This window comes from Paenibacillus marchantiae (assembly GCF_028771845.1).
GTDB classification, from domain to species: Bacteria; Bacillota; Bacilli; order Paenibacillales; family Paenibacillaceae; genus Paenibacillus; species Paenibacillus marchantiae.
Window position 1 is genome coordinate 3,024,337 of the sequence record NZ_CP118270.1, and the last position, 20,068, is coordinate 3,044,404.

Genomic DNA, 20,068 nt, shown 5'->3' on the forward strand with positions numbered 1-20,068 from the left:
CGCATAAATTGAACCCAAAGAGTGCTTTGTTGCGATTGTGTCTAGTTTATTGCATTTGTCGAACAAAGGAAATTATTTTTTCTCGATGCCAATCAGAAAAGGAGAGGCGTCACGCTGCAATTGGCGATAAATCACCACTTGTGCCTGCTCTACAGGTAGAGCAGAGGACCACTCCAATACCGCATCCGCTTCCTGTGATCCTCCATCATGACCTGGATACAGCACAACGGTAATAATGCCGCGCGGCTTGAGCAATGCTAGTGCAGCCTGGAGAGCAGCAATAGTACTGTCTGTTTCCGTAATTATGGTGGAGTCCGCATCTTCCGAAGGCAGGTAACCCAGGTTGAACATTACAGCACCGACATTACCCTGCCATGTTTCAGGAACGGCCTCAGCCATTCGATCATGGCTTAATTGAAGCATGGAGATGGAGCCTAATTTTGCGCTATCCTCTTGTTTGCGAATACGGGCTTGTGCCAAGGTTAGTGCCTCGCTCTGAATATCGAAACCAATGACTTGACCACGTTTACCAACTTTTTGCGCCAGAAACAGAGTATCCGCCCCCGTTCCAACCGTTGCATCAATAGCTAAATCTCCAGGCTGTAGCCGGGAAGAAATCCATTGATGGGCACAACTTAAAACCGAAAGAAAGCCCATCTTAAGCACCCCTCCAGTATTTACCTTGCCAGGAATCCCGCTCACGCAGCTCACGATCAATCGAATTCAAAACTTCCCATTTGTTCATGGACCACATTGGCCCAATCAGCAAATCACGCGGTGCATCACCTGTAAGACGGTGTACAATCATTTCCGGTGGAAGCATCTCCAGCGTATCGACGATGAGTTTAATGTACTCGTCTTGTTCCAGGAAACGAAGGAGCCCGGCTTCATACTGCTTCACCATTGGCGTTTTGCGCATCAGATGAAGTAGATGAATTTTGATTCCCTGCACATCCATGTTGGCAACAGCCCGTCCGGTATCCAGCATCATTTCATGGGTTTCCTGAGGCAGTCCGTAAATAATATGTGTACACACCCGAATATTCCGTTTGCGTAACTTCGCAACGGCTTCCTCATAACACTGCGTATCATGCGCACGGTTAATTAGGGTTGACGTGGACTCGTGAATGGTTTGCAGACCCATCTCAACCCATAGGTAGGTGCGTTCATTCAATTCAGCCAAGTAATCAACGACGTCATCCGGTAAACAGTCAGGGCGAGTGGCGATGGACAGTCCCACGACACCGGGCTGCTTCAAGATTTCTTCAAAGTATTCACGCAGTTCTTCAACGGGTGCGTATGTGTTGGTATAGGCTTGGAAATAGCCAATGTAGTGAGCTGTCGGCCATTTCAGATGCTGTTTATCCCGAATGGTATTAAATTGGGTGACCAGATCATCGCGTCTGCTACCGGCGAAATCACCCGATCCACGAGCGCTGCAAAATGTACAGCCTCCTTTGGCGATAGATCCATCTCGGTTCGGGCAGGTGAAACCTGCATCCAGCATCACTTTGAAAACCTTATTGTTAAATTCGTCTCTCATTTCGTAATTCCAGGTATGGAATCGTTTATCTCCCCACAGAAGAGGAGGTTGTATTGAAGGTGCATTCATCTTCAGGGTACTCCTTTGGTTTACCTAATGGCTTGCTTATTCTATTACTGAATTCGACTCTTTTTGAACTTTTACCATTGTATCAAAAAACTCAAAAAAAGGGGAATCTAGTCGCAAAAATAGGCCGTAGAAACGAGGTTTTATCCTTGCTATAGTTTACACATTATGTTATATTTAAACCAGCGTCAGACACCATCTAATGGGTACTATTCATCATAGCATTTGAATCAATGTTGACGTCATGGACCATACTATACCGTGAGGTGATATGAATGAATTCCCAAGTTAAAAATAATGATCTTCATCATGTTTCTGTAGAACTGACGGCAGAAGAAGCTCTGGCTTTGACAGGTGTTCGTTTCAATGGCAATCCGAAAGTGAAAGCGGCTGCAAGACAAAAAGTTCGCGATGCTTTCGAAAAGACATTTGATTTTTCACACCAAGATAAGGTAGACTATGAACTATTAAAGTAGTTGGACCCCAATTCCAAATAAATCGAAGAGGGAATCTTTGAGATTTGCCCCAAAGTGGCAGATCCGAAGATTCCTTTTTCATTGCTCTTTACAATTAGCCAGTTCTTCGGCAAAATGATTCTGAGACAAGTATGGATAAACGGAGGAATAAGATGCGTTTACGTGGCAGAAAAGGGATTCGTGAAAATTTGGAGCAACAAGTTGACCTCGTTGTTCTTGATCCCAAACAGTACAAAGGAAAATGGTCTGAACTGTTTGGCAATGACCATCCAATCTTTGTGGAATTTGGCATGGGTAAAGGTCAATTTATCAGCCAAATGAGTTATAAATATCCGGAATTCAATTTTATCGGTATTGATATGTATGATGAATTGGTGCGTCGTGCCAGCGAGAAGGCTCGGAAAGCATGGAGTCAGGCAGAAGTGGAGACACCACCCAACCTGAAGCTGGCGCTGGCTAATATCGAACAGATTGAGGAAGTATTTGAACAGGAAGAACTGGAACGGATTTATCTGAACTTCAGCGATCCTTGGCCGAAAGCCAAGCATGCACGTCGTCGTTTGACACATCCACGTTTCCTGAAGAAATATACGGAACTGCTTAACACCAAAGGACAGATTCATTTCAAAACAGATTCGGAGACATTGTTTGATTTCTCTCTCAATGCAATTGCCGACTTTGGTCTGCAAATGACCAATTTGTCTCTGAACCTGCACCGTGATGGATTGAATGAAGAGCATGTCATGACAGAGTATGAGCAGAAATTCATGGGCAAAGGCATGAACATTCACCGGGTTGAAGTCATCGTTGGTGAAGAGGCCTTGCGCGAGTATCAACAAATCCGCTTGGACAAGTATAAAGTTCGGGAAGCTGCGGACGAGTCTGGCGAAGATCAAGAGTAATATTATAAAAAAAAGCGTGATATGCATCTGGCTACCAGATCCTCATATCACGCTTTTTTTGCTGTTCTGATGGAACTTAATCTCATGACGTCACTTGTGGAAGTTCGTTTTACTTCTGCTAAAGCTCCGAATGAAGCTCCTTACGTCGATAATCGTTGGGAGTAACCCCGTTGAATTTCTTAAACATCCGATAGAAATAAGAACTGTTGGTGAACCCGGTTTGCTCAGCAATATCAGCTACAGAGTTTTCCGTCTCAATGAGCAGGAATTGCGCTTTGGCTATGCGGGTCTCGTTAATAACATCGGTTAGACCTTTTAACGTTAGTTGTTTATAGAGTCTGCTGACATAGATGGGTGACATGGCTAGTTCATCTGCAATCGAGGTCAGACAAAGATTGGTGTCTGCGTAATCTCGTTCAATAATGCAGTTAATTTTGCGAATGAGTTCTTCATGTTTAAGCGTTCTTTTCTCCTCAACTTTGGATCCAAGCTCATCAAACATGCGATAGAAGTGGGCGTGAACTTCACTGAGATCCTCGGCATCATGAATCGGCAGCATCGAACGGTCGGAGATGGATTCAAGTGTAAGCTGGTTGTTCTTTTTGAGTGTGTTTCTCACATGATTCAGAGTCATGGTCAGATGGGACAGAGCCAGTTGAAATACGGTAAATGGATATGTTGCCGTTTCGCTCACGATGTCTGCATAGACCTGTTTGGCTTCGCCTGTCTTGCCTGTCATCAGGTAATCAATCAACTGTCTCTCTTTTCCAACAGGGAAAGCATATTCTTTGGCATGGTACGCCATGATGTCCGAGGTGTAAATCAGGCATCCAGGACCCATGAACAAACGATGAAGAGAAGCTTCTGCTGATCGAGTATAAGAAGCAATACTGTTTTCCAGTGAATCTTCCACTGGCCCGATGGTAAATGAAATGGAACATCTTAGATGTGTCATCACGGCAGCCTGCATCATGCGCAGCAGGTCCTCAATGGGGCAATACTCATCATCAGCTTCATCCTGAACTTTATCATTAAAGATAAGTGTGATCAGATCGCTGCCCATATCCACAGCTTCGGTGTGGTAGTAAAGGTCAGCCGTTTCCGTGCAAATGTTTATCATCGCGTATTTTATAAGTTGGACTTCATCCCTGTAGGTATCGCTGAAATCGGTAAAATGATCAATACGAAGCAGTACCAGTCTTGTTAGACGATGAACATCCACAGAAGAGCCGTAGAACTTCATTCTGTCCTCCAGCATGCCTCCCGATACCGTTTCACGTCCTTGCAAAGCCCCACGCAGAAAATCCTGTCGTAATAGGTGCAGACTGCCACGACGCTCCGCTTCCATCACACGCATACGGACAAGCACTTTATCAATGGGATGATATAGCTTCCGGGACACGAGGTAGGATAAGAGCACTCCCGCAATTAATAGCCCAATACAAAACAGAACGGTGTGAGTTCGCATATTACGAATATCTGAGGTGATTAGGTCATAAGGCGTTATTCTTACATAGCGCCACCCCAGGTTATCAGGAGCAGTGTAGGTAATGAGTGACTTTATTCCATCAACCTCTGCCGTAAAATAGGCGGACTGCTCCGTGTTTTCTAGGATTGGCTGCATAAACGTTTCATTGGACAAATCTTTCATTAGCGCACGATTGCTGAAATCGGACAATAACTGTCCCTGTTCATTGATAATAAACGTTTTCCCTGGCTGATCAGCTGAGTTCATATTGGGACTGAGCCAGTCGTCCTTAATATTTACGACAACAGCATAATTCAGTGTAGCATTGTCATTGATCGTGTCGTAACAGAGGTACGTATAACTGCTGACTTGAGTTTCCTCGGTGGAGCCAACTTGGTATGTACGCGGAATGGGGACAAAAGGTTTGTAATCATGGAAACGGTCGAGGATACTTGTAATTCCTTGATCGTCAATTTCCGAGATGGACTGTTGTCCATTTCGAACCTCATTGGAGCTGATAAAGAACTCATCATTTTTGGAGTTATATACATAGATGGATTCGATAAAAGGGAGGGACATGCGATAGTTGTCGAGTTGTTCCATCGCTGACGTAATTTCATAGATACTCGGATTTGAATAGAGCAGCAGGGCAGAGATGGTGTAATCCTGATAAATCTGATAAGACAGTGATTTGGCGGTCTCGGTCATCTTGGAGACTTCCCGACTGGTCTGGGTAAGACCGTTCATATCGGTTCGGTAGACCTGACGAAGGGCAATACGATTATAGTTGACGTACAAAATGGTAGAAGCCACAAGCAAGGTGGCAACAGTGCTAACAATAATGCCGATGAGAATCCGTGCAAACACTTTCTGGCTGTCCTCTGAACGTTTGCGCATGACCTTCCCTCCCGTGGACCTCCTGTTTTGGATGAACAAAGTTAGACTTCATAGCGAAGGATGAGAATTCATAATATGGGTGTGGTGAATCACGGATGTATTTCGAATTATATAGTATGTATGCGTTTACATCAACGGTGGACAGCATGCTATGGCCGATTTCCGTAGCTAAAGTTCAACTTTCGCTTTATTGTTCACTAGGTTCAACCTATGCACGATATCAACTTTTGTGAACGCTCAGGCATTCATTTCAGTGTTCGTTCATATTGTTCATATTCTGTTTCGCAGAATCGTTCATGATCCGGCCGAATGATTCAGTATCCGGTAGCACTTAGGGCAACTACAATAAAACAGAGCTCCATTGCGCGCCGCGCCGTAAGAAATTCGGGAGGGATCGAGCCATGCTCAAAGAATTGAACAAAAACAAAATCATGTTTCTCATGCTGCTGCCTACACTGATCTTTTTTCTGATTAACTCGTATTTTCCGATGGTCGGCATCTATTATGCGTTTACCCGCTATGATTTTGAAGGTGGATTGTTCGGCAGCCCATTTGTGGGCCTGGAGAACTTCAAGTTTCTGTGGCAATCCGGAATGCTGCTGAAGCTGACAACCAACACGGTGGGGTACAATCTGGCCTTCATTATATTAGGAAACGGGCTAGCGATCTTCTGTGCGATTTTGCTCAATGAAATTCGGGGAAAAGTGTTTAAGAAAATTACGCAGTCGGTCATGTTTTTACCGTATTTCATTTCGTTTGTACTATTAAGTGTAATCGCTTACAACATGTTCAACTATGAATCCGGTTTTGTTAACACGGTACTCAAACGTTTTGAGGCGGGGCCAGTTGATATTTACAATACACCCTGGATCTGGGTGTTCCTGATCATCATTTTTTATCTGTGGAAAAATCTCGGGTACAGCATGGTCATCTACCTTGCAGCTATTACAGGGATCAGCGATGAGTATTACGAGGCCGCCCGGATTGACGGGGCCAATATCTTTCAGCGCATTTGGTACATCACCGTACCGATGCTAAAACCGACCTTTGTCATCCTGTTGTTATTCTCGCTCGGGAGCATTATGAAGGGACAGTTTGATCTCTTTTACCAACTCATTGGAAATAACGGTGTCTTATATAACGCTACAGATATCATCGATACGTATGTGTATCGTTCCCTGAAAGTGACGTTTGATATCGGAATGGCTACTGCGGCTGGTCTGTATCAATCGCTGTTCGGTTTTATCCTGATCATGACCGTCAACTATATCATCCGTAAAGTGAATGAGGACTACGCCTTGTTCTAAAACGCCTATAGGCAGAAGGGAGACCTACTATGCACACGCGTACCCGAGATACGGAATTCACCTTGTTGTTTCAAATCATCGCTTACAGCATGATCCTGATTCTTTCCTTAATCTGTATCATTCCATTTCTTTTGATTTTATCCGGCTCATTCAGCAGCAACGAATCGATTGTAAGAGATGGGTATCACCTCTTTCCCACCGATTTTTCCTTGGAAGGTTACAAGATGGTGTTCAAATTTCCGACCCAGGTGCTTAAAGCTTATGGCGTGACGGTATTTACAACCGTTGTGGGTACGGCCCTTGGACTATTTCTCATTACGATGGCGGGATTTGTACTGCAACGCAAAGATTTCAAGTACCGGAACGCCTTCTCATTTTTCATCTACTTTACAACCCTCTTTGGTGGGGGATTGGTTCCTTGGTACATCATGCTGGCAAATTATTTCAATCTTACGGACACGTATACGGTGTTGATTTTTCCGGGATTGATGACGCCTTTTCTCATTATCCTGATGAAAAACTTCATTCGTTCAGCCGTTCCGGATGAGCTGATTGAGTCAGCCAAAATCGATGGTGCGAATGATTTCCGCATTTACTTTAGCGTAGTACTGAAACTGGCGATGCCCGGCATTGCCACTGTAGGGTTATTTCTGGCACTGGGATACTGGAATGACTGGTTCACATCATCCTTGTTCATTAACAACCCGGATATGTACCAGCTGCAATTCTATTTGTATAACACCATGAACACGATTACCTTCATTGACCAGATGGCGATTGGTACCGGCATAACTCTTAGCCAGGATGTACCTACCGAATCGACCAAAATGGCGATGGCTATTGTGGTTACTGGACCCATTTTGTTCCTGTATCCATTTGTGCAGCGGTACTTTGTCAAGGGTCTTACCATTGGTGCGGTGAAAGGTTAGAACGTGCACGCGCTATGGGTGCAGATGGCGGGATAGCTGTCTATCCGTCTGCGTCTGAATCATGGCGAGTCTGCGCTAACATATAAGGTTGACCACAAAAAGGGAGGATGCGTATGCGTAACAAAACAATTCGGCACCTGTCTATGGTACTTGCCCTGATGTTGTTTGCCGGGGTGCTTGCCGCATGTAATAACGGTTCGGGGGGATCTGCGCAAGGAAGTGAGCAGGGAGGTTCTTCTGAGAACAAAGGGGAGAAGGTAACACTGCAATTCTACATGCTTGGTGATGCCCCCAAGGATCTGCCTGTGATTGAGTCGGAAATCAACAAGCTGGCTGAGGCTGATCTGAACGTCAATGTGAAATTTAACTATACCTCCTGGACAGACTGGGACCAAAAATACAAATTGCTGCTGTCTTCCGGTCAACCGATTGATCTGATTTTTACCGCGGATTGGACGTTCTATCAGTCCTATGCGAAAAAAGGAGCGTTCCTGCCTCTGGATGAATTACTGCCTAAGGCAGCACCAACGCTCAAAGCTTATGTACCTGATGACATGTGGAACGCGGTAAAAGTCAATGAAAAGATCTATACTGTACCATCGACATGGACTGAATATGTTACTGAGGGTATTGCGTACCGTGAGGATTTGCGTGAGAAGTACAATCTGTCCAAACCGGAATCTCTGGAGACACTCGAAGCCTATCTGGAGGGTATCAAAGCCAATGAACCGAATATGATTCCAATCGCGGATAGCAATGCGAACCATACCCATGGTATTCGACAATTGACATCCAAGCTGGTGAATACGGCAGGTCAGCTCCCTTATGGTCTGGACATCATGTATGACACACCATCCAATATCACTTCCTATTGGGGGTCTGCACAGCATCTGGAGGACCTGAAAACGTACAAACGCTGGATGGACAAAGGCTTTTTTCCGAAAAACGTGCTGAATGTAAAGGATACGTCCAACTCATTACTGCAAAATGGCAAATCGGCTGTTGTACTGTCGGGTGAGAACCCGAACAAATTTAATGCGGATGTGATCAAGGTCCAGTCCACTCACCCGGATTGGAAGCTCGGTTATTTCCCTTACCCGAATGCCAAAGGATTTGCACAACCAGTTCACCCGATTCACAATGGTTTTGCAATTCCACGCAGCAGCAAAAACCCGGAGAAAGCACTTGCATTCTATGAAAAACTGGTTACCGACAAACGTTACAACTGGCTTACCGAATATGGTGTGGAAGGCAAGAACTTTGAAGTTCAAGACGGTTATTATAAAATGGTGGGCGATGCCCAGACCAATGGATTTCCGCGCGAAGGCATGAATGGTTGGGCTTGGCGTAATCCGGAATTCATGCTCTATGATAAGAGCTTTGATGACGTACTGGCTATTTTCAAAGAGCTGGACAAAATGAAAAAGCCGGATATCTTTACTGGATTTGCTGAGGATTGGACGCCATACCAAGCTGAGAAAGCTGCACTGGAGCAGGTAGAGAAGCAGTATCTCTATCCGTTAAATGTGGGATTGGTGGAGGATGTAGAAGCGGGTCTGAATACATTTATGGAAAAAGCCAAACAGGCAGGCCTTGAGAAGATTCAGACCGAGTATACCAAGCAGTGGCAGGATTACTTGAAGTCGGCTGGTATTCAATAGTTTGTACTATTCTTCATATTAAAAAAAGGTGCCTTCGATTCGAAGGCACCTTTGCTGTGTACATGCAGGCTTGTTTGAAGCTGTTACAGTCTGGCTTGGTCTGCCGAGTAGGGACGCAGATCCAGAAGGTCGATAATACTTTGTGCGCTTTGCATTGGGTGATACTTGGCAATCTGCGCCATGTGGCGTTTGCGTTTGCGAACAATGTCAGGGTAGTTATGAAGCAGTTTATTCATCCATTTCACAACAACATCAAGGGAAGTAATGGGCTCCCCCAAACCTCGTGCGGTGAAATACTGAACATTTTCTTCTTCCTGACCCGGTATGGGATTATGGAACAGCATGGGGATTCCCTTTGCCAACCCTTCACTGCATGTCATTCCACCCGGCTTGGTGATCAGGAGATCAGATACTTCCATTAATTTGTCCACTTCATTGGTGTACCCGATGATATGGATATTATCTTTTTTATACAACGGATTTTGTTCCATGCTGATTCGGCTTTTGTCATTGCGGCCAAGGCAGAAAATAATCTGAACATCCTCATGCCAGCGTGTCAATAATTGGTTAACTACTTCATCACTAAGCATTCCCCAACCACCGCCCATCACAAGCACAGTAGGCATGTTCTTCAAATTGAATTTTCCTCGGATCTCGTCCCGCCCGGGATGTTCCCAGAAGTTGGGGTGGATCGGAATGCCGGTAACGCGAATTTTGTCTAAAGATACACCCCGCAGCATTAATTTGGACTTTACCTCATCTGTAGAAACAAGATACAGATCCACTTCAGGGCTAATCCACGTCCCGTGCGCGTCATAATCGGTAATGACTGTACAAAGTGGAACCTGCACACCCAGACGTTTCAGTCTGGATATGACAGCACTGGGAATAGGGTGGGTGCATACAATAACATTCGGACGAAGCTGACGGACAATACTGCGTGTATGGGTATAAAACAGTTTATGCAACGCGAGTGTAGTCAGCCGGTTCAAGGATTTTTTATATTGGTGCCTGTATACATACCCGATGAGCTTGGGCTGGTTAATGACCGTTTTTTTGTACGCTGTAATGATGAGTGGCGCAACTCTGGGGTTCAGAAAACTCCCCAACTCAAGCACTTTGGTTTGCACATTCGGCGAAAGTTTTCGCAAACTGCTGGACAGCGCATAAGCGGCTTGAGTATGACCAGCGCCAAAGCCTTCAGATAATAGTAATACTCTTTTTTTCTCCACGCTTGCTTCACCTGTTCCTGCTAGGTTTTCCTTAGTCTAACATATTCACATTATGTCCATAAAGCAACAGTTGCAAGTGCGACTAAAGTACCGATCGTAGCACCTGCGAGAACATCTGAGGGATAGTGTAATCCCAGGTAAATTCGTGAAAATCCGACAATTAATGCAACAGGGAGTAACAACAGCAACAGGAACGGCTCCATCGTCATAAAAGGGACTGTAACCGAGAATACGGCAGTAGTATGCCCTGAAGGGAACGAATGGTCCGTCAGGGGATTGCGGAACGTAATCGTATCCGGTAAGGCCAGGTAAGGCCGAATGCGCGGATACAGTTTTTTGGCGATTGCTACGGGAATGTGGCTAACCGCTAGAGCGATGCATGCCTGAAGTCCTGTTGTACTCCAAGGAGCGGGAGCCAGCAGCCAGATTAGTAAGGATACTGCAATAGAAGATGTTGCTCCGCCCAGATGGGTGAAATAATACAGCCAAAAGTTCATAAATCGATTATGAAGTCGACCATTAATCCACATAAATACATTTCGATCATACTCTTGAAACTTTACGAATAAACGGCTCATATTGGCCTCCTGCCAGTCAGGCCCCATGTTGGCGGCAGTATTTCCGGTAAATTGCTGTGTCCGGTTTCGTCCTGAATAGTATATAACCGTTTTTTCGTGAACTTGAGGTTATTTCAGGTATATGTTTATCATATTTTTAAATGTTGTCCTTTTCAAGAAGAACACATGTGAAGAAGGTAAAATTCATGTTAAAGAGTGGATATACACCCAACTTAACTTTTTGACTCGGACTATCTAAAAAAGATACAATGATTCAACATGGCTGAAATGCGGTTAAAAAAATGTAAGTTTAAGACTGAACTTTTTGAGGTCTGTTTACGTTATTTGATATAGAGCCTCTGTCGATATGTATCAGCCTGATGAAAAAAGCAGGGACTTTAGAAATAAAAATCAAGTAAACGGCTGAAAATAAGATATAACAGGCATGAATGCGAGGTTGGAGTATCACGAGGTGCCTATTCAGCGTTTAAAGTTCACATTTCTGCTTCAGGAAGTGGAATTGCGGTTTTGACAAATGGCTGAAAAGAATACAAAATCGATAAAGCAGCCAACTGGCATCAACCATGCTTGAAACATTGTCTGAAATATTTACGTAGTAAACAAAAGAACAGGGTCATATTCTGCGCATCACAAAAAAATAAAAGTGCAGAATCCAGGAAGAGAAACATTTAAAGTAATCTGGTTTTGAAAAAAAGGGGGTAACAGAGAACGATGTTGGACGCTATATTCGTCACGATGCAGGTCCTTCTGGCACTGCTAGCCGTGTACCAATTCACGTTTTCGCTGTTCGGTCTGATTAAGAAAAAGAAAAAGAAACATTATCCGGCGACAAAATCATTCGCTGTACTCGTCGCAGCACACAATGAGGAACAAGTTATTGGTGCTTTGATGGAGAACTTGAAACAACTGGATTACCCGGAATATCTGTACGATGTGTTTGTCATTTGTGACAACTGTACGGATGGAACGGCTCAAATTGTAAGACAGCATGGATTAAATGCTTGTGTACGTACGAATGCTGATCTCAGAGGTAAAGGGTATGCCATTGAATGGATGCTTAAATACTTGTGGAAATTGCCACGTCAGTATGACGCAGTTGTCATGTTTGACGCGGATAACCTGGTTGACCGTAACTTCTTGCTTGAGATGAATGACGACTTGTGCAATGGTTCGCGTGTAATTCAAGGATACATTGATACCAAGAATCCGGAGGATTCCTGGATCACTGCAGCATATGGTGTATCTTACTGGTACATCAACCGTCTGTGGCAGTTGTCCCGTCATAATTTGAATATGGCGAATTTCCTCGGAGGTACTGGAATGTGCTTCGAGACCAACCTGCTCAAGGAAATTGGCTGGGGCGCTACAAGTCTGGTTGAGGATTTGGAGTTTACGATGCGCAGTGTTCAGCGTAATGTATATCCTGTCTTTAACTATGATGCCAAAGTATTTGATGAGAAGCCGTTAACCTTTAAAGCTTCAGCAAGACAACGTCTTCGCTGGATGCAAGGTCACTTTACGGTTGCGCGTAGATATTTCTTCCCGCTGCTGTGGCAGAGTATCAAGGAAAGAAGCTTGGTGAAGTTTGACCTTGCTGTGTATGGAGCAAACGTGTACGTTGTTTTGCTTACGTTCCTGATGACTGCTGTCCTGTGGGTGGATACAGCGATATTCAGTGGTCCACATATCGCAAACATATACGGATACTTCCCGCTTTGGGTAGGGTTCGTAGCGATTGGTCTGAATGTCCTGACATTCTTGTTGTCCATGGCGCTGGAAAAGGTTACTTTTGCCAAAGTGTATCTGTACCTGATCTTGTTCCCGATTTACCTTCTTTCATGGTATCCAATTACGTTCTACGCGTTCTTCACGCAGAACAACAAACAATGGAGCCATACTCAACATACACGTGTTGTACGTTTGGATGAGGTGCAGAGTAAGCAGGGATAATAAATGATTGACTTGGATGAAAGCATGTCTGCAAAAAAAAAATATTGTAGAGACGTTGACAATAGTTTTGCAGGATGTTATAGTATTCAAGTGCGTTAAATGAATAGCTATGGAATCACAAGTAGAAGTCCGACTTCTCACCTGATCAACAAACATGTTGGCTGGTCAACGATCCCAATAATTTATGAAGTGTTTACTCATGAAGAATTGTGTTGATTACAGGGATGTCGGTAGCTTAACCGGCATCCCTTTTATTTTTGTGTAACAGGATATTCAAAATGACCTGGAGGTGGACGGTTATTAGTAAAGATCACATGATTAATGATGAGATTCGGGCGAAGGAAGTACGCCTTGTCGGAGCTGAAGGAGAACAAATTGGGATCACGCCGATTCGGGAAGCACTGCAAATGGCGATTGACCTGAACTTGGACCTGGTCAATGTGGCACCACAGGCTAAACCGCCGGTATGCCGCATCATGGACTATGGCAAATTCCGCTATGAGCAACAAAAGAAAGACAAAGAAGCCCGTAAGAACCAGAAAATTGTTGACATTAAAGAAGTATGGTTCCGTTCCAATATTGAGGAGCATGATTATCAAACGAAGCTTCGTAATGTAGTTAAGTTCTTGAAAGAAGGCGACAAGGTAAAATGTTCCGTTCGTTACCGCGGACGTGAAATTGCGCATGCCGCCATTGGTCAACGGATTTTGGAACGCGTTAAGGTGGAGGTTGCAGAACTTTGCACCATCGAACGTCAACCAAAATTGGAAGGCCGCAGTATGATCATGATTCTGGCTCCTAAAGCCTGATAACATTGGAGGAGGAAACACAAAATGCCTAAAATGAAAACACACAGCAGTTTGAAAGGACGCTTCAAAATTACCGGTTCCGGTAAAGTCCTGCGTTACAAAGCTCACAAAAACCACTTGCTTTCCCACAAATCAAAACGTGCTAAGCGCGTTCTGAACGGCAACCCAGTAATGGCTGCCGGGGACGTAAGACGTTTGAAACAAGGTCTGGCTAACTTGAAATAGTAAATCCGTATGGGGGATCGGCTTAGGCCGTACACATACCACGGATACATTTAATATTTATTGGGAGGTTCTTTTAATATGGCAAGAGTAAAAGGCGGTTTTGTAGTACGTCGTCGTCATAAAAAGGTTTTGAAACTGGCAAGAGGTTATTTCGGTTCCAAACACCGTATTTTTAAAACAGCTAACGAGCAAGTAATGAAATCCCTGGTATACGCATACCGTGATCGTCGCAACACAAAACGTAACTTCCGCAGACTGTGGATCGTTCGTATCAATGCTGCAGCACGTATGAATGGTTTGTCTTACAACAAACTGATCCATGGATTGAAACTTGCTGGTGTAGACATGAACCGCAAAATGTTGGCTGATCTGGCCGTTAACGACATCAATGCGTTCAACTCTTTGGCTACTGTGGCTAAAGGCAAAATCAACGCTTAAAATTGTTTATGCAAGCCGCCGTACCTATGGCGGCTTTTTTTACGGCTTAAAGATTGATCTACTCCAAAGAGTCTGGTTGTGCGCGACGAATATGCTGCAATCTGTAAGGGCACAATGAAAGCATATAACGGGTGAATAACAGGCTGTGATAATACATAAAATACGAACGGTGAAATAATGCAAACAAAAACAGGTGAATTCCACATCCTTCTAGGGAGTATGATACGTTTTTGTTATATAACATCACATCGTTGTAACGTTAGTGTGTTAAATCGTTAAATTATTAAGCGCTTTCAATAAAAAAAGAGCAAAAATAAGTGAGATTTGGTGATGAAACATCTGGATTTTACCACGGGTTGAATGTATAATCACCTCTAGTAGGCTAGTCCTAAAATTTTCTCTTCAAGTCATAATGTTCGGTTTTTCGACAGGTGACACAATTGTTTAGTGGTAAGAATGCGCTTTTAATGTCGAAGAAACCATACATTCTGCATAAAAGCCATATTATCGATCTGTTGATCCGTTCCATTTTGGCCTGGACAGGAATTAGGTATATATCATTAAGGGGGAACAGAGAAATGAAAAAGATGCTCAGCTTGTCTTTGGTCATGTTGCTGGCAGTATCGGTTATGCTCGCAGGTTGCGGTAGCAAACCGAAAGAGGAAACAAATGCCGGAGGAACTACAGGTGGCGAAAACACTGAAGCTAAATCCGATTTGAAAATCGGTATGGTTACTGACGTAGGTGGAGTTAACGACAAATCGTTTAACCAATCCGCTTGGGAAGCTCTGCAAGCAACTGAAACTGAAACAGGTGTAGCTGTTAAATACCTGCAAAGTAAGTCCGATGAAGAGTACATTCCAAACCTGAACGAGTTCGTTAAAGGTGGATATGATCTGACTTGGGGTATCGGTTTCCAATTGGCTGATGCGATCAAGACTGTAGCTGAACAAAATCCTGATTCCAAACTCGCGATCATCGACAGTGTTGTTGATGCTCCTAACGTTAAATCGGTAACATTTGCTGAAGAAGAAGGTTCTTACTTGGTAGGTGTTGTAGCTGGTCTGACAACTAAATCGAACAAAATTGGTTTTGTTGGCGGTATGGAAAGCCCACTGATCAAAAAGTTTGAAGTAGGTTTCAGAGAAGGCGTTAAAGCGGTTAATCCTAATGCTGAATTCATTTCCAACTACACAGGTGCATTTGATAAGCCTGACCTTGGTAAAGCAGCAGCAGCTACACTTTACAACAAAGGCGTAGATATCATTTTCCACGCTTCCGGTGCTACAGGTAATGGTGTGTTCAACGAAGCAATCGCTCGTAAGAAACAAGGTCAAGACGTTTGGGTTATCGGTGTAGATAAAGATCAATCCCTGGAGTTTGGTGATGAAGTAACACTGACTTCCATGATCAAAAAAGTTGACGAAGCTGTTAAGCGCGTAAACCAAGAAATCATCGATGGAACATTCAAAGGCGGAGCTGAGAACCTGACTTTGAAAGAAAACGGTGTAGGTATCGCTGACACTTCTACGAAAAATGTTTCTGCTGATACACTTGCAAAAGTGGACGAGTACAAAGAAAAAATCATCAACGGCGAAATCAAAGTTCCTACAGAGTAATCTGATTCTGCTGTGAAAATGAATAATCATCGAGGCCGGTCTTGACCGGCCTTATGATTGTCAGAGTAGGAAAATTTGCTCAGGTCATCATAACAATTGTACAAGCTATGTAGTATGTGCTTGGGCATTAGCCACGGCAAAAGAAAGAAGCCTTCGTATCAACGCTCCGGTAGGAGCTTTTCTTAAGATTATGGAATGCAGAAGTTTCGCTGAAACTGAAGGATTCGATAATCCCAAGAAAAAGTACCGCTGAAATGCGGTCATCTTCCTTGAATAAACGTCGTTAGACGTTTTTCTTACGTTTGCGGAACCACACTATATCAGGTATAAGGGTGATTACATGGGTGCAGCAACCCCCGTCGTTGAGTTGAAACAAATCACGAAGCGTTTCCCAGGCATTGTTGCCAACGACGCCATCAGCCTTCAGCTTCGTAAAGGCGAGATCCATGCTCTACTGGGCGAAAACGGCGCTGGTAAATCAACGTTGATGAATATTGTCTTTGGTCTCTATCAGCCGGATGAAGGTTCCATTGAAGTGAATGGCAAGCCTGTCATCATCGATAGCCCTAACAAAGCAATCGATCTTGGCATCGGCATGGTGCATCAGCACTTTAAGCTTGTACAGCCGTTCACGGTAACAGAGAACATTATTTTGGGATCTGAACCAAGGAAAGGTCTCAACATTAATTATAAAAAAGCTGCTGCTGAAGTGCAGCGTCTGTCTGAACAGTATGGACTCAAAGTGAATCCGCATGCCAAAATTCATGATATTTCTGTCGGAATGCAGCAACGTGTTGAAATTGTAAAAACGTTGTATCGTGGTGCAGACATTCTTATTTTTGACGAGCCTACTGCTGTATTAACACCTCAGGAAATCAAAGAACTGATGGTAATCATGAAAAAATTAGTGGCCGAAGGCAAGTCCATTATTCTGATTACACACAAACTGAAAGAAATCATGGAAATCTCCGATACGGTGACAATTATTCGCCGTGGTAAAGTGATTGATTCAGTTATAACATCAGAAACGAATCCAAATGAGTTGGCAGAAAAAATGGTTGGTCGCAATGTCACATTTAAAGTGGACAAAAAGCCGGCTACACCAGGAAACAATGTGCTTGAAGTTAGCAAATTGACCGCCAAAAACAAAGAAGGCATTTCGGTTCTGAACGAACTCAACCTGAATGTACGTGCAGGTGAGATTGTAGGAATCGCAGGTGTCGATGGTAATGGACAGAGCGAACTGATTGAGGCTCTTACCGGACTGCGTAAAGTAGATAGCGGTTCGATTCGCCTTGAGGGTAAAGAACTGTCTAATCATTCTCCGCGCCATATTTCGGAGTCGGGTGTGGCCCATATTCCGGAAGACCGGCACAAGCATGGACTTGTCCTTGATTTTTCTGTGAGTGAAAATATTGTTCTGGAATCGTATTATAAGTCTCCTTATACGCGTAAAGGATTCCTTAACTTCGATGCGATCAAGAAGCAAGCGAAGCGTCTTGTCGAGGCATTTGATGTGCGTACACCAAGCATTGAAACAAAGGCCCGCTCCTTATCGGGAGGGAACCAACAGAAAGCCATTATCGCACGTGAGGTTGATAAAAATCCTGAACTGCTTATTGCTGCCCAGCCAACTCGTGGTCTGGACGTAGGTGCTATTGAGTTTGTTCAAAAACAATTGATTGCACAACGTGATCAGGGCAAAGCGGTATTGCTGATCTCATTCGAGCTGGATGAAATTATCAACGTATCCGACCGAATTGCTGTCATCTATGAAGGACAGATCGTGGGCGAGGTGCTGCCGGAAGAAACCAATGACAGGGAGCTCGGCTTGATGATGGCGGGCAGCACCCAAAAGAGAGGTACTGTGCATGAATAACGTATTAAAATGGTTTACCCGTGATTCATTTATATTACCTATTGTAGCCATCATTATGGGTCTGATCCTGGGTGGTATTGTCATGCTGATCGGCGGATACAACCCGATTGAAGCGTACAGTGCATTGTTTACGAAGGTTTTCGGAGACATGTACAACTTTGGTGAAGCAGTCCGGGAAATGACACCACTGATTATGACAGGACTTGCATTTGCATTTGCGGCACGTGCAGGACTGTTTAATATCGGGGGCGAAGGACAATTTCTCGTCGGTATGACTGCGGCGACTTTTGTAGGCGTGAAGTTTGCAGGTCTGCCAATCTACATTCATGCTCCACTGGCTTTGATTGCTGGTGCAGTATTTGGTGGTCTGTGGGCAGCTATTGCCGGTTATCTGAAAGCAGCGCGTGGGGTTAACGAAGTTATCAGTAGTATCATGCTGAACTGGATTGGTTTGTATCTGGCCAACCTGATCGTGCGCCAATTCCTGCTGTTAAAAGGTGAAAATCGTTCGGTGGATATCAGTGATAGCGCATCGATTAGTCTGACATGGCTTTCTGAGCTGATGGGCAACTCCCGTGTTCACATGGGAACATTGATTGCTCTTGTCATGGCTGTACTCTTTTATATTTACATGTGGAAAACCAAACAAGGGTACGAGATTCGTGCCGTAGGATATAACCCGAATGCGGCAGAGTATGCGGGTATGCATGTCAATCGCAATATCGTTAAAGCTATGTTTATCAGTGGTATGCTTGCAGGTCTTGGCGGTGCATTCCAGGTACTCGGGGTGTTCCAATATCAGACCGTTATGTCGGGCTCGCCAGGTACAGGTTTTGACGGAATCGCGGTTGCACTGATTGGTTTGAATCATCCGTTTGGTGTGTTGCTGGGTGCTTTGTTATTCGGTACGCTCACTTATGGATCTGCGGGAATGAGCTTTGCTGCGGATGTACCGCCCGAGATTATTCGGATTGTTATCGGTTCGATTATCTTCTTCATTGCGGCACAAGGCATCGTGCGCTGGGTACTTAAACCGTTCTATTCCAAGCGCAAGAAAGAGAAGGTGTTGTAGATGGACTTGTTGACAATTGGGCAAATTATCAATACGACGCTTGTCTTTGCCACGGCATTGATTTTTGCATCCCTGGGCGGGATTTTCTCGGAAAAATCCGGTGTGACCAACCTTGGACTTGAAGGTTTCATGGTATTTGGTGCGTTTGCTGCAGGGATTGCTGCGCATTATGCACAAGAAGCTGGCATGGGTGGAACGACGTCTGCCTGGATGGGGATTTTGTTTGCGGTTGTACTGGGCGTAGTGGTTTCGCTGATTCACGCGGTTGCCTCCATTACGTTTAAGGCAGACCAAATTATCAGCGGTATCGTCATTAACTTTCTGGCAGCAGGAAGCACACTTTATCTAGTAAAGTTGCTGTTTGAAGGATCAGGCGATTCACCATTGGTACAAGGATTCAGCAAGTTTGATGTGCCACTGTTAAAGGATATTCCTTTGCTTGGGGAAGCTTTCTTCAAGAATGTGTACCCGACAACATATCTGGCTATTCTGTTCGTCTTCCTGACGTATTACATTATGTACAAAACTCCATTCGGTCTTCGTCTTCGCTCGGTTGGTGAACATCCAAGTGCTGCGGATACCGTGGGTGTTAAAGTGCGTCGTTATCGTTATGTTGCCGTGATGATCAGTGGTGCGCTGGCTGCTATTGGTGGAGCTGCAATCACGCTGACTACGACAGGTACATTCTCTCATAATACCGTTTCCGGCCAAGGTTACATTGCGATTGCAGCGATGATCTTTGGTAAGTGGAATCCGATTGGTGCCTTTGGGGCGGCTGTGTTCTTTGGTTTCTCGCAAGCTATCCGGAACTATGTACAGTTGTTCGAATGGTCTCAAAGTATTCCCCAGGAAATTATTTATATGCTTCCTTACCTGCTCACCATCATCGTGCTCGTTGCGGCTGTTGGACGCTCTTCTGCTCCGTCCGCACTTGGGGAACCGTATGATCCCGGGAAAAGGTAACGACAGAAATTCTGTTTTCCCACATAATTCTTTACTAGAAAAGGTTCGCCTCGT

General features: G+C 44.3%; 18 protein-coding genes. 13 read left to right on the plus strand and 5 right to left on the minus strand.

Annotation, left to right across the window (positions count from 1 at the left end; translation table 11 throughout):
• Window positions 1-72: 72 nt before the first annotated feature.
• Both PTQ21_RS14000 and PTQ21_RS14005 read right to left on the minus strand, forming a co-directional pair.
• On the minus strand, window positions 73-657 hold the full coding sequence (locus PTQ21_RS14000) for a tRNA 5-(aminomethyl)-2-thiouridylate-methyltransferase MnmM (protein WP_072734055.1): 585 nt from the start codon (window positions 655-657) through the stop codon (window positions 73-75).
• Window position 658: 1 nt separating this feature from the next.
• Entirely contained in the window at window positions 659-1,612 is a 954-nt protein-coding gene (locus PTQ21_RS14005; RefSeq protein ID WP_064639508.1) for a tRNA modification radical SAM protein MnmL/YtqA, read from the minus strand.
• 272 nt (window positions 1,613-1,884) lie between these two features.
• On the opposite strand from PTQ21_RS14005, the gene PTQ21_RS14010 reads away from it, so the two are divergent.
• Window positions 1,885-2,085, plus strand: coding sequence for a hypothetical protein (locus PTQ21_RS14010; RefSeq protein ID WP_062320234.1), 201 nt, complete (start codon window positions 1,885-1,887; stop codon window positions 2,083-2,085).
• A gap of 152 nt (window positions 2,086-2,237) precedes the next feature.
• Window positions 2,238-2,987: a tRNA (guanosine(46)-N7)-methyltransferase TrmB gene (gene trmB / locus PTQ21_RS14015; RefSeq protein WP_064639506.1), complete on the plus strand. Its 750-nt coding sequence runs from the start codon at window positions 2,238-2,240 to the stop codon at window positions 2,985-2,987.
• A gap of 118 nt (window positions 2,988-3,105) precedes the next feature.
• Here trmB and PTQ21_RS14020 read toward each other — a convergent pair whose 3' ends face one another.
• A complete protein-coding gene (locus PTQ21_RS14020; RefSeq protein WP_274570272.1) occupies window positions 3,106-5,352 on the minus strand; it encodes an AraC family transcriptional regulator in 2,247 nt (748 codons plus the stop codon).
• Window positions 5,353-5,753: 401 nt separating this feature from the next.
• Between PTQ21_RS14020 and PTQ21_RS14025 the strand changes: the two genes are divergently transcribed.
• The 3 genes from PTQ21_RS14025 to PTQ21_RS14035 all read left to right on the plus strand — a co-directional run bounded on the left by PTQ21_RS14025 (window position 5,754) and on the right by PTQ21_RS14035 (window position 9,249).
• A complete protein-coding gene (locus PTQ21_RS14025) occupies window positions 5,754-6,659 on the plus strand; it encodes an ABC transporter permease (RefSeq protein ID WP_274570273.1) in 906 nt (301 codons plus the stop codon).
• Between the two features lie 89 nt (window positions 6,660-6,748).
• Complete coding sequence (locus tag PTQ21_RS14030; RefSeq protein WP_371121667.1) at window positions 6,749-7,588, plus strand: carbohydrate ABC transporter permease; 840 nt, start codon at window positions 6,749-6,751, stop codon at window positions 7,586-7,588.
• Between the two features lie 107 nt (window positions 7,589-7,695).
• Window positions 7,696-9,249 (plus strand): ABC transporter substrate-binding protein, encoded by a 1,554-nt coding sequence (locus tag PTQ21_RS14035; protein WP_072734053.1) that lies wholly within the window; start codon window positions 7,696-7,698, stop codon window positions 9,247-9,249.
• Between the two features lie 83 nt (window positions 9,250-9,332).
• Here the strand turns inward: PTQ21_RS14035 and PTQ21_RS14040 are convergent, their stop codons facing one another.
• Entirely contained in the window at window positions 9,333-10,481 is a 1,149-nt protein-coding gene (locus tag PTQ21_RS14040) for an MGDG synthase family glycosyltransferase (RefSeq protein WP_063564189.1), read from the minus strand.
• A gap of 50 nt (window positions 10,482-10,531) precedes the next feature.
• On the minus strand, window positions 10,532-11,059 hold the full coding sequence (locus tag PTQ21_RS14045; protein ID WP_063564190.1) for a phosphatase PAP2 family protein: 528 nt from the start codon (window positions 11,057-11,059) through the stop codon (window positions 10,532-10,534).
• Between the two features lie 711 nt (window positions 11,060-11,770).
• Here PTQ21_RS14045 and PTQ21_RS14050 point away from each other — a divergent pair.
• The 8 genes from PTQ21_RS14050 (at window position 11,771) to PTQ21_RS14085 (ending at window position 20,014) form a co-directional block, all read left to right on the plus strand.
• Window positions 11,771-13,009, plus strand: coding sequence for a glycosyltransferase family 2 protein (locus tag PTQ21_RS14050; RefSeq protein ID WP_274570275.1), 1,239 nt, complete (start codon window positions 11,771-11,773; stop codon window positions 13,007-13,009).
• A 314-nt stretch (window positions 13,010-13,323) separates the two neighbouring features.
• On the plus strand, window positions 13,324-13,818 hold the full coding sequence (gene infC, locus PTQ21_RS14055) for a translation initiation factor IF-3 (protein ID WP_024628309.1): 495 nt from the start codon (window positions 13,324-13,326) through the stop codon (window positions 13,816-13,818).
• Window positions 13,819-13,842: 24 nt separating this feature from the next.
• Entirely contained in the window at window positions 13,843-14,043 is a 201-nt protein-coding gene (gene rpmI, locus PTQ21_RS14060) for a 50S ribosomal protein L35 (protein ID WP_062320217.1), read from the plus strand.
• A gap of 78 nt (window positions 14,044-14,121) precedes the next feature.
• Window positions 14,122-14,481 carry a 50S ribosomal protein L20 gene (gene rplT, locus PTQ21_RS14065; protein WP_017689664.1) on the plus strand — a complete coding sequence of 120 codons (360 nt, stop codon included), beginning with the start codon at window positions 14,122-14,124 and terminating at the stop codon, window positions 14,479-14,481.
• A gap of 578 nt (window positions 14,482-15,059) precedes the next feature.
• The gene (locus tag PTQ21_RS14070) at window positions 15,060-16,100 is read left to right on the plus strand and encodes a BMP family lipoprotein (RefSeq protein WP_063564192.1); all 1,041 of its coding nucleotides are present in this window, start codon (window positions 15,060-15,062) and stop codon (window positions 16,098-16,100) included.
• 340 nt (window positions 16,101-16,440) lie between these two features.
• On the plus strand, window positions 16,441-17,979 hold the full coding sequence (locus PTQ21_RS14075) for an ABC transporter ATP-binding protein (protein ID WP_072734050.1): 1,539 nt from the start codon (window positions 16,441-16,443) through the stop codon (window positions 17,977-17,979).
• Window positions 17,972-19,051, plus strand: a complete 1,080-nt coding sequence (locus PTQ21_RS14080; RefSeq protein ID WP_063564194.1) for an ABC transporter permease — start codon at window positions 17,972-17,974, stop codon at window positions 19,049-19,051. Before PTQ21_RS14075 ends, PTQ21_RS14080 begins: the two co-directional genes overlap by 8 nt.
• Window positions 19,052-20,014, plus strand: coding sequence for an ABC transporter permease (locus PTQ21_RS14085; protein ID WP_063564195.1), 963 nt, complete (start codon window positions 19,052-19,054; stop codon window positions 20,012-20,014).
• The last annotated feature ends 54 nt before the right edge of the window (window positions 20,015-20,068 follow it).

Excerpts from the sequence above, each read along its gene's own strand:
- PTQ21_RS14000 (WP_072734055.1), bottom strand. The coding sequence starts at position 657 with ATGGGCTTTCTTTCGGTTTTAAGTTGTGCCCATCAATGGATTTCTTCC.
- PTQ21_RS14005 (WP_064639508.1), bottom strand. The coding sequence starts at position 1,612 with ATGAATGCACCTTCAATACAACCTCCTCTTCTGTGGGGAGATAAACGA.
- PTQ21_RS14010 (WP_062320234.1), top strand. The coding sequence starts at position 1,885 with ATGAATTCCCAAGTTAAAAATAATGATCTTCATCATGTTTCTGTAGAA.
- trmB (WP_064639506.1), top strand. The coding sequence starts at position 2,238 with ATGCGTTTACGTGGCAGAAAAGGGATTCGTGAAAATTTGGAGCAACAA.
- PTQ21_RS14020 (WP_274570272.1), bottom strand. The coding sequence starts at position 5,352 with ATGCGCAAACGTTCAGAGGACAGCCAGAAAGTGTTTGCACGGATTCTC.
- PTQ21_RS14025 (WP_274570273.1), top strand. The coding sequence starts at position 5,754 with ATGCTCAAAGAATTGAACAAAAACAAAATCATGTTTCTCATGCTGCTG.
- PTQ21_RS14030 (WP_371121667.1), top strand. The coding sequence starts at position 6,749 with ATGATCCTGATTCTTTCCTTAATCTGTATCATTCCATTTCTTTTGATT.
- PTQ21_RS14035 (WP_072734053.1), top strand. The coding sequence starts at position 7,696 with ATGCGTATGCGTAACAAAACAATTCGGCACCTGTCTATGGTACTTGCC.
- PTQ21_RS14045 (WP_063564190.1), bottom strand. The coding sequence starts at position 11,059 with ATGAGCCGTTTATTCGTAAAGTTTCAAGAGTATGATCGAAATGTATTT.
- PTQ21_RS14050 (WP_274570275.1), top strand. The coding sequence starts at position 11,771 with ATGTTGGACGCTATATTCGTCACGATGCAGGTCCTTCTGGCACTGCTA.
- infC (WP_024628309.1), top strand. The coding sequence starts at position 13,324 with ATGATTAATGATGAGATTCGGGCGAAGGAAGTACGCCTTGTCGGAGCT.
- rpmI (WP_062320217.1), top strand. The coding sequence starts at position 13,843 with ATGCCTAAAATGAAAACACACAGCAGTTTGAAAGGACGCTTCAAAATT.
- rplT (WP_017689664.1), top strand. The coding sequence starts at position 14,122 with ATGGCAAGAGTAAAAGGCGGTTTTGTAGTACGTCGTCGTCATAAAAAG.
- PTQ21_RS14070 (WP_063564192.1), top strand. The coding sequence starts at position 15,060 with ATGAAAAAGATGCTCAGCTTGTCTTTGGTCATGTTGCTGGCAGTATCG.
- PTQ21_RS14075 (WP_072734050.1), top strand. The coding sequence starts at position 16,441 with ATGGGTGCAGCAACCCCCGTCGTTGAGTTGAAACAAATCACGAAGCGT.
- PTQ21_RS14080 (WP_063564194.1), top strand. The coding sequence starts at position 17,972 with ATGAATAACGTATTAAAATGGTTTACCCGTGATTCATTTATATTACCT.
- PTQ21_RS14085 (WP_063564195.1), top strand. The coding sequence starts at position 19,052 with ATGGACTTGTTGACAATTGGGCAAATTATCAATACGACGCTTGTCTTT.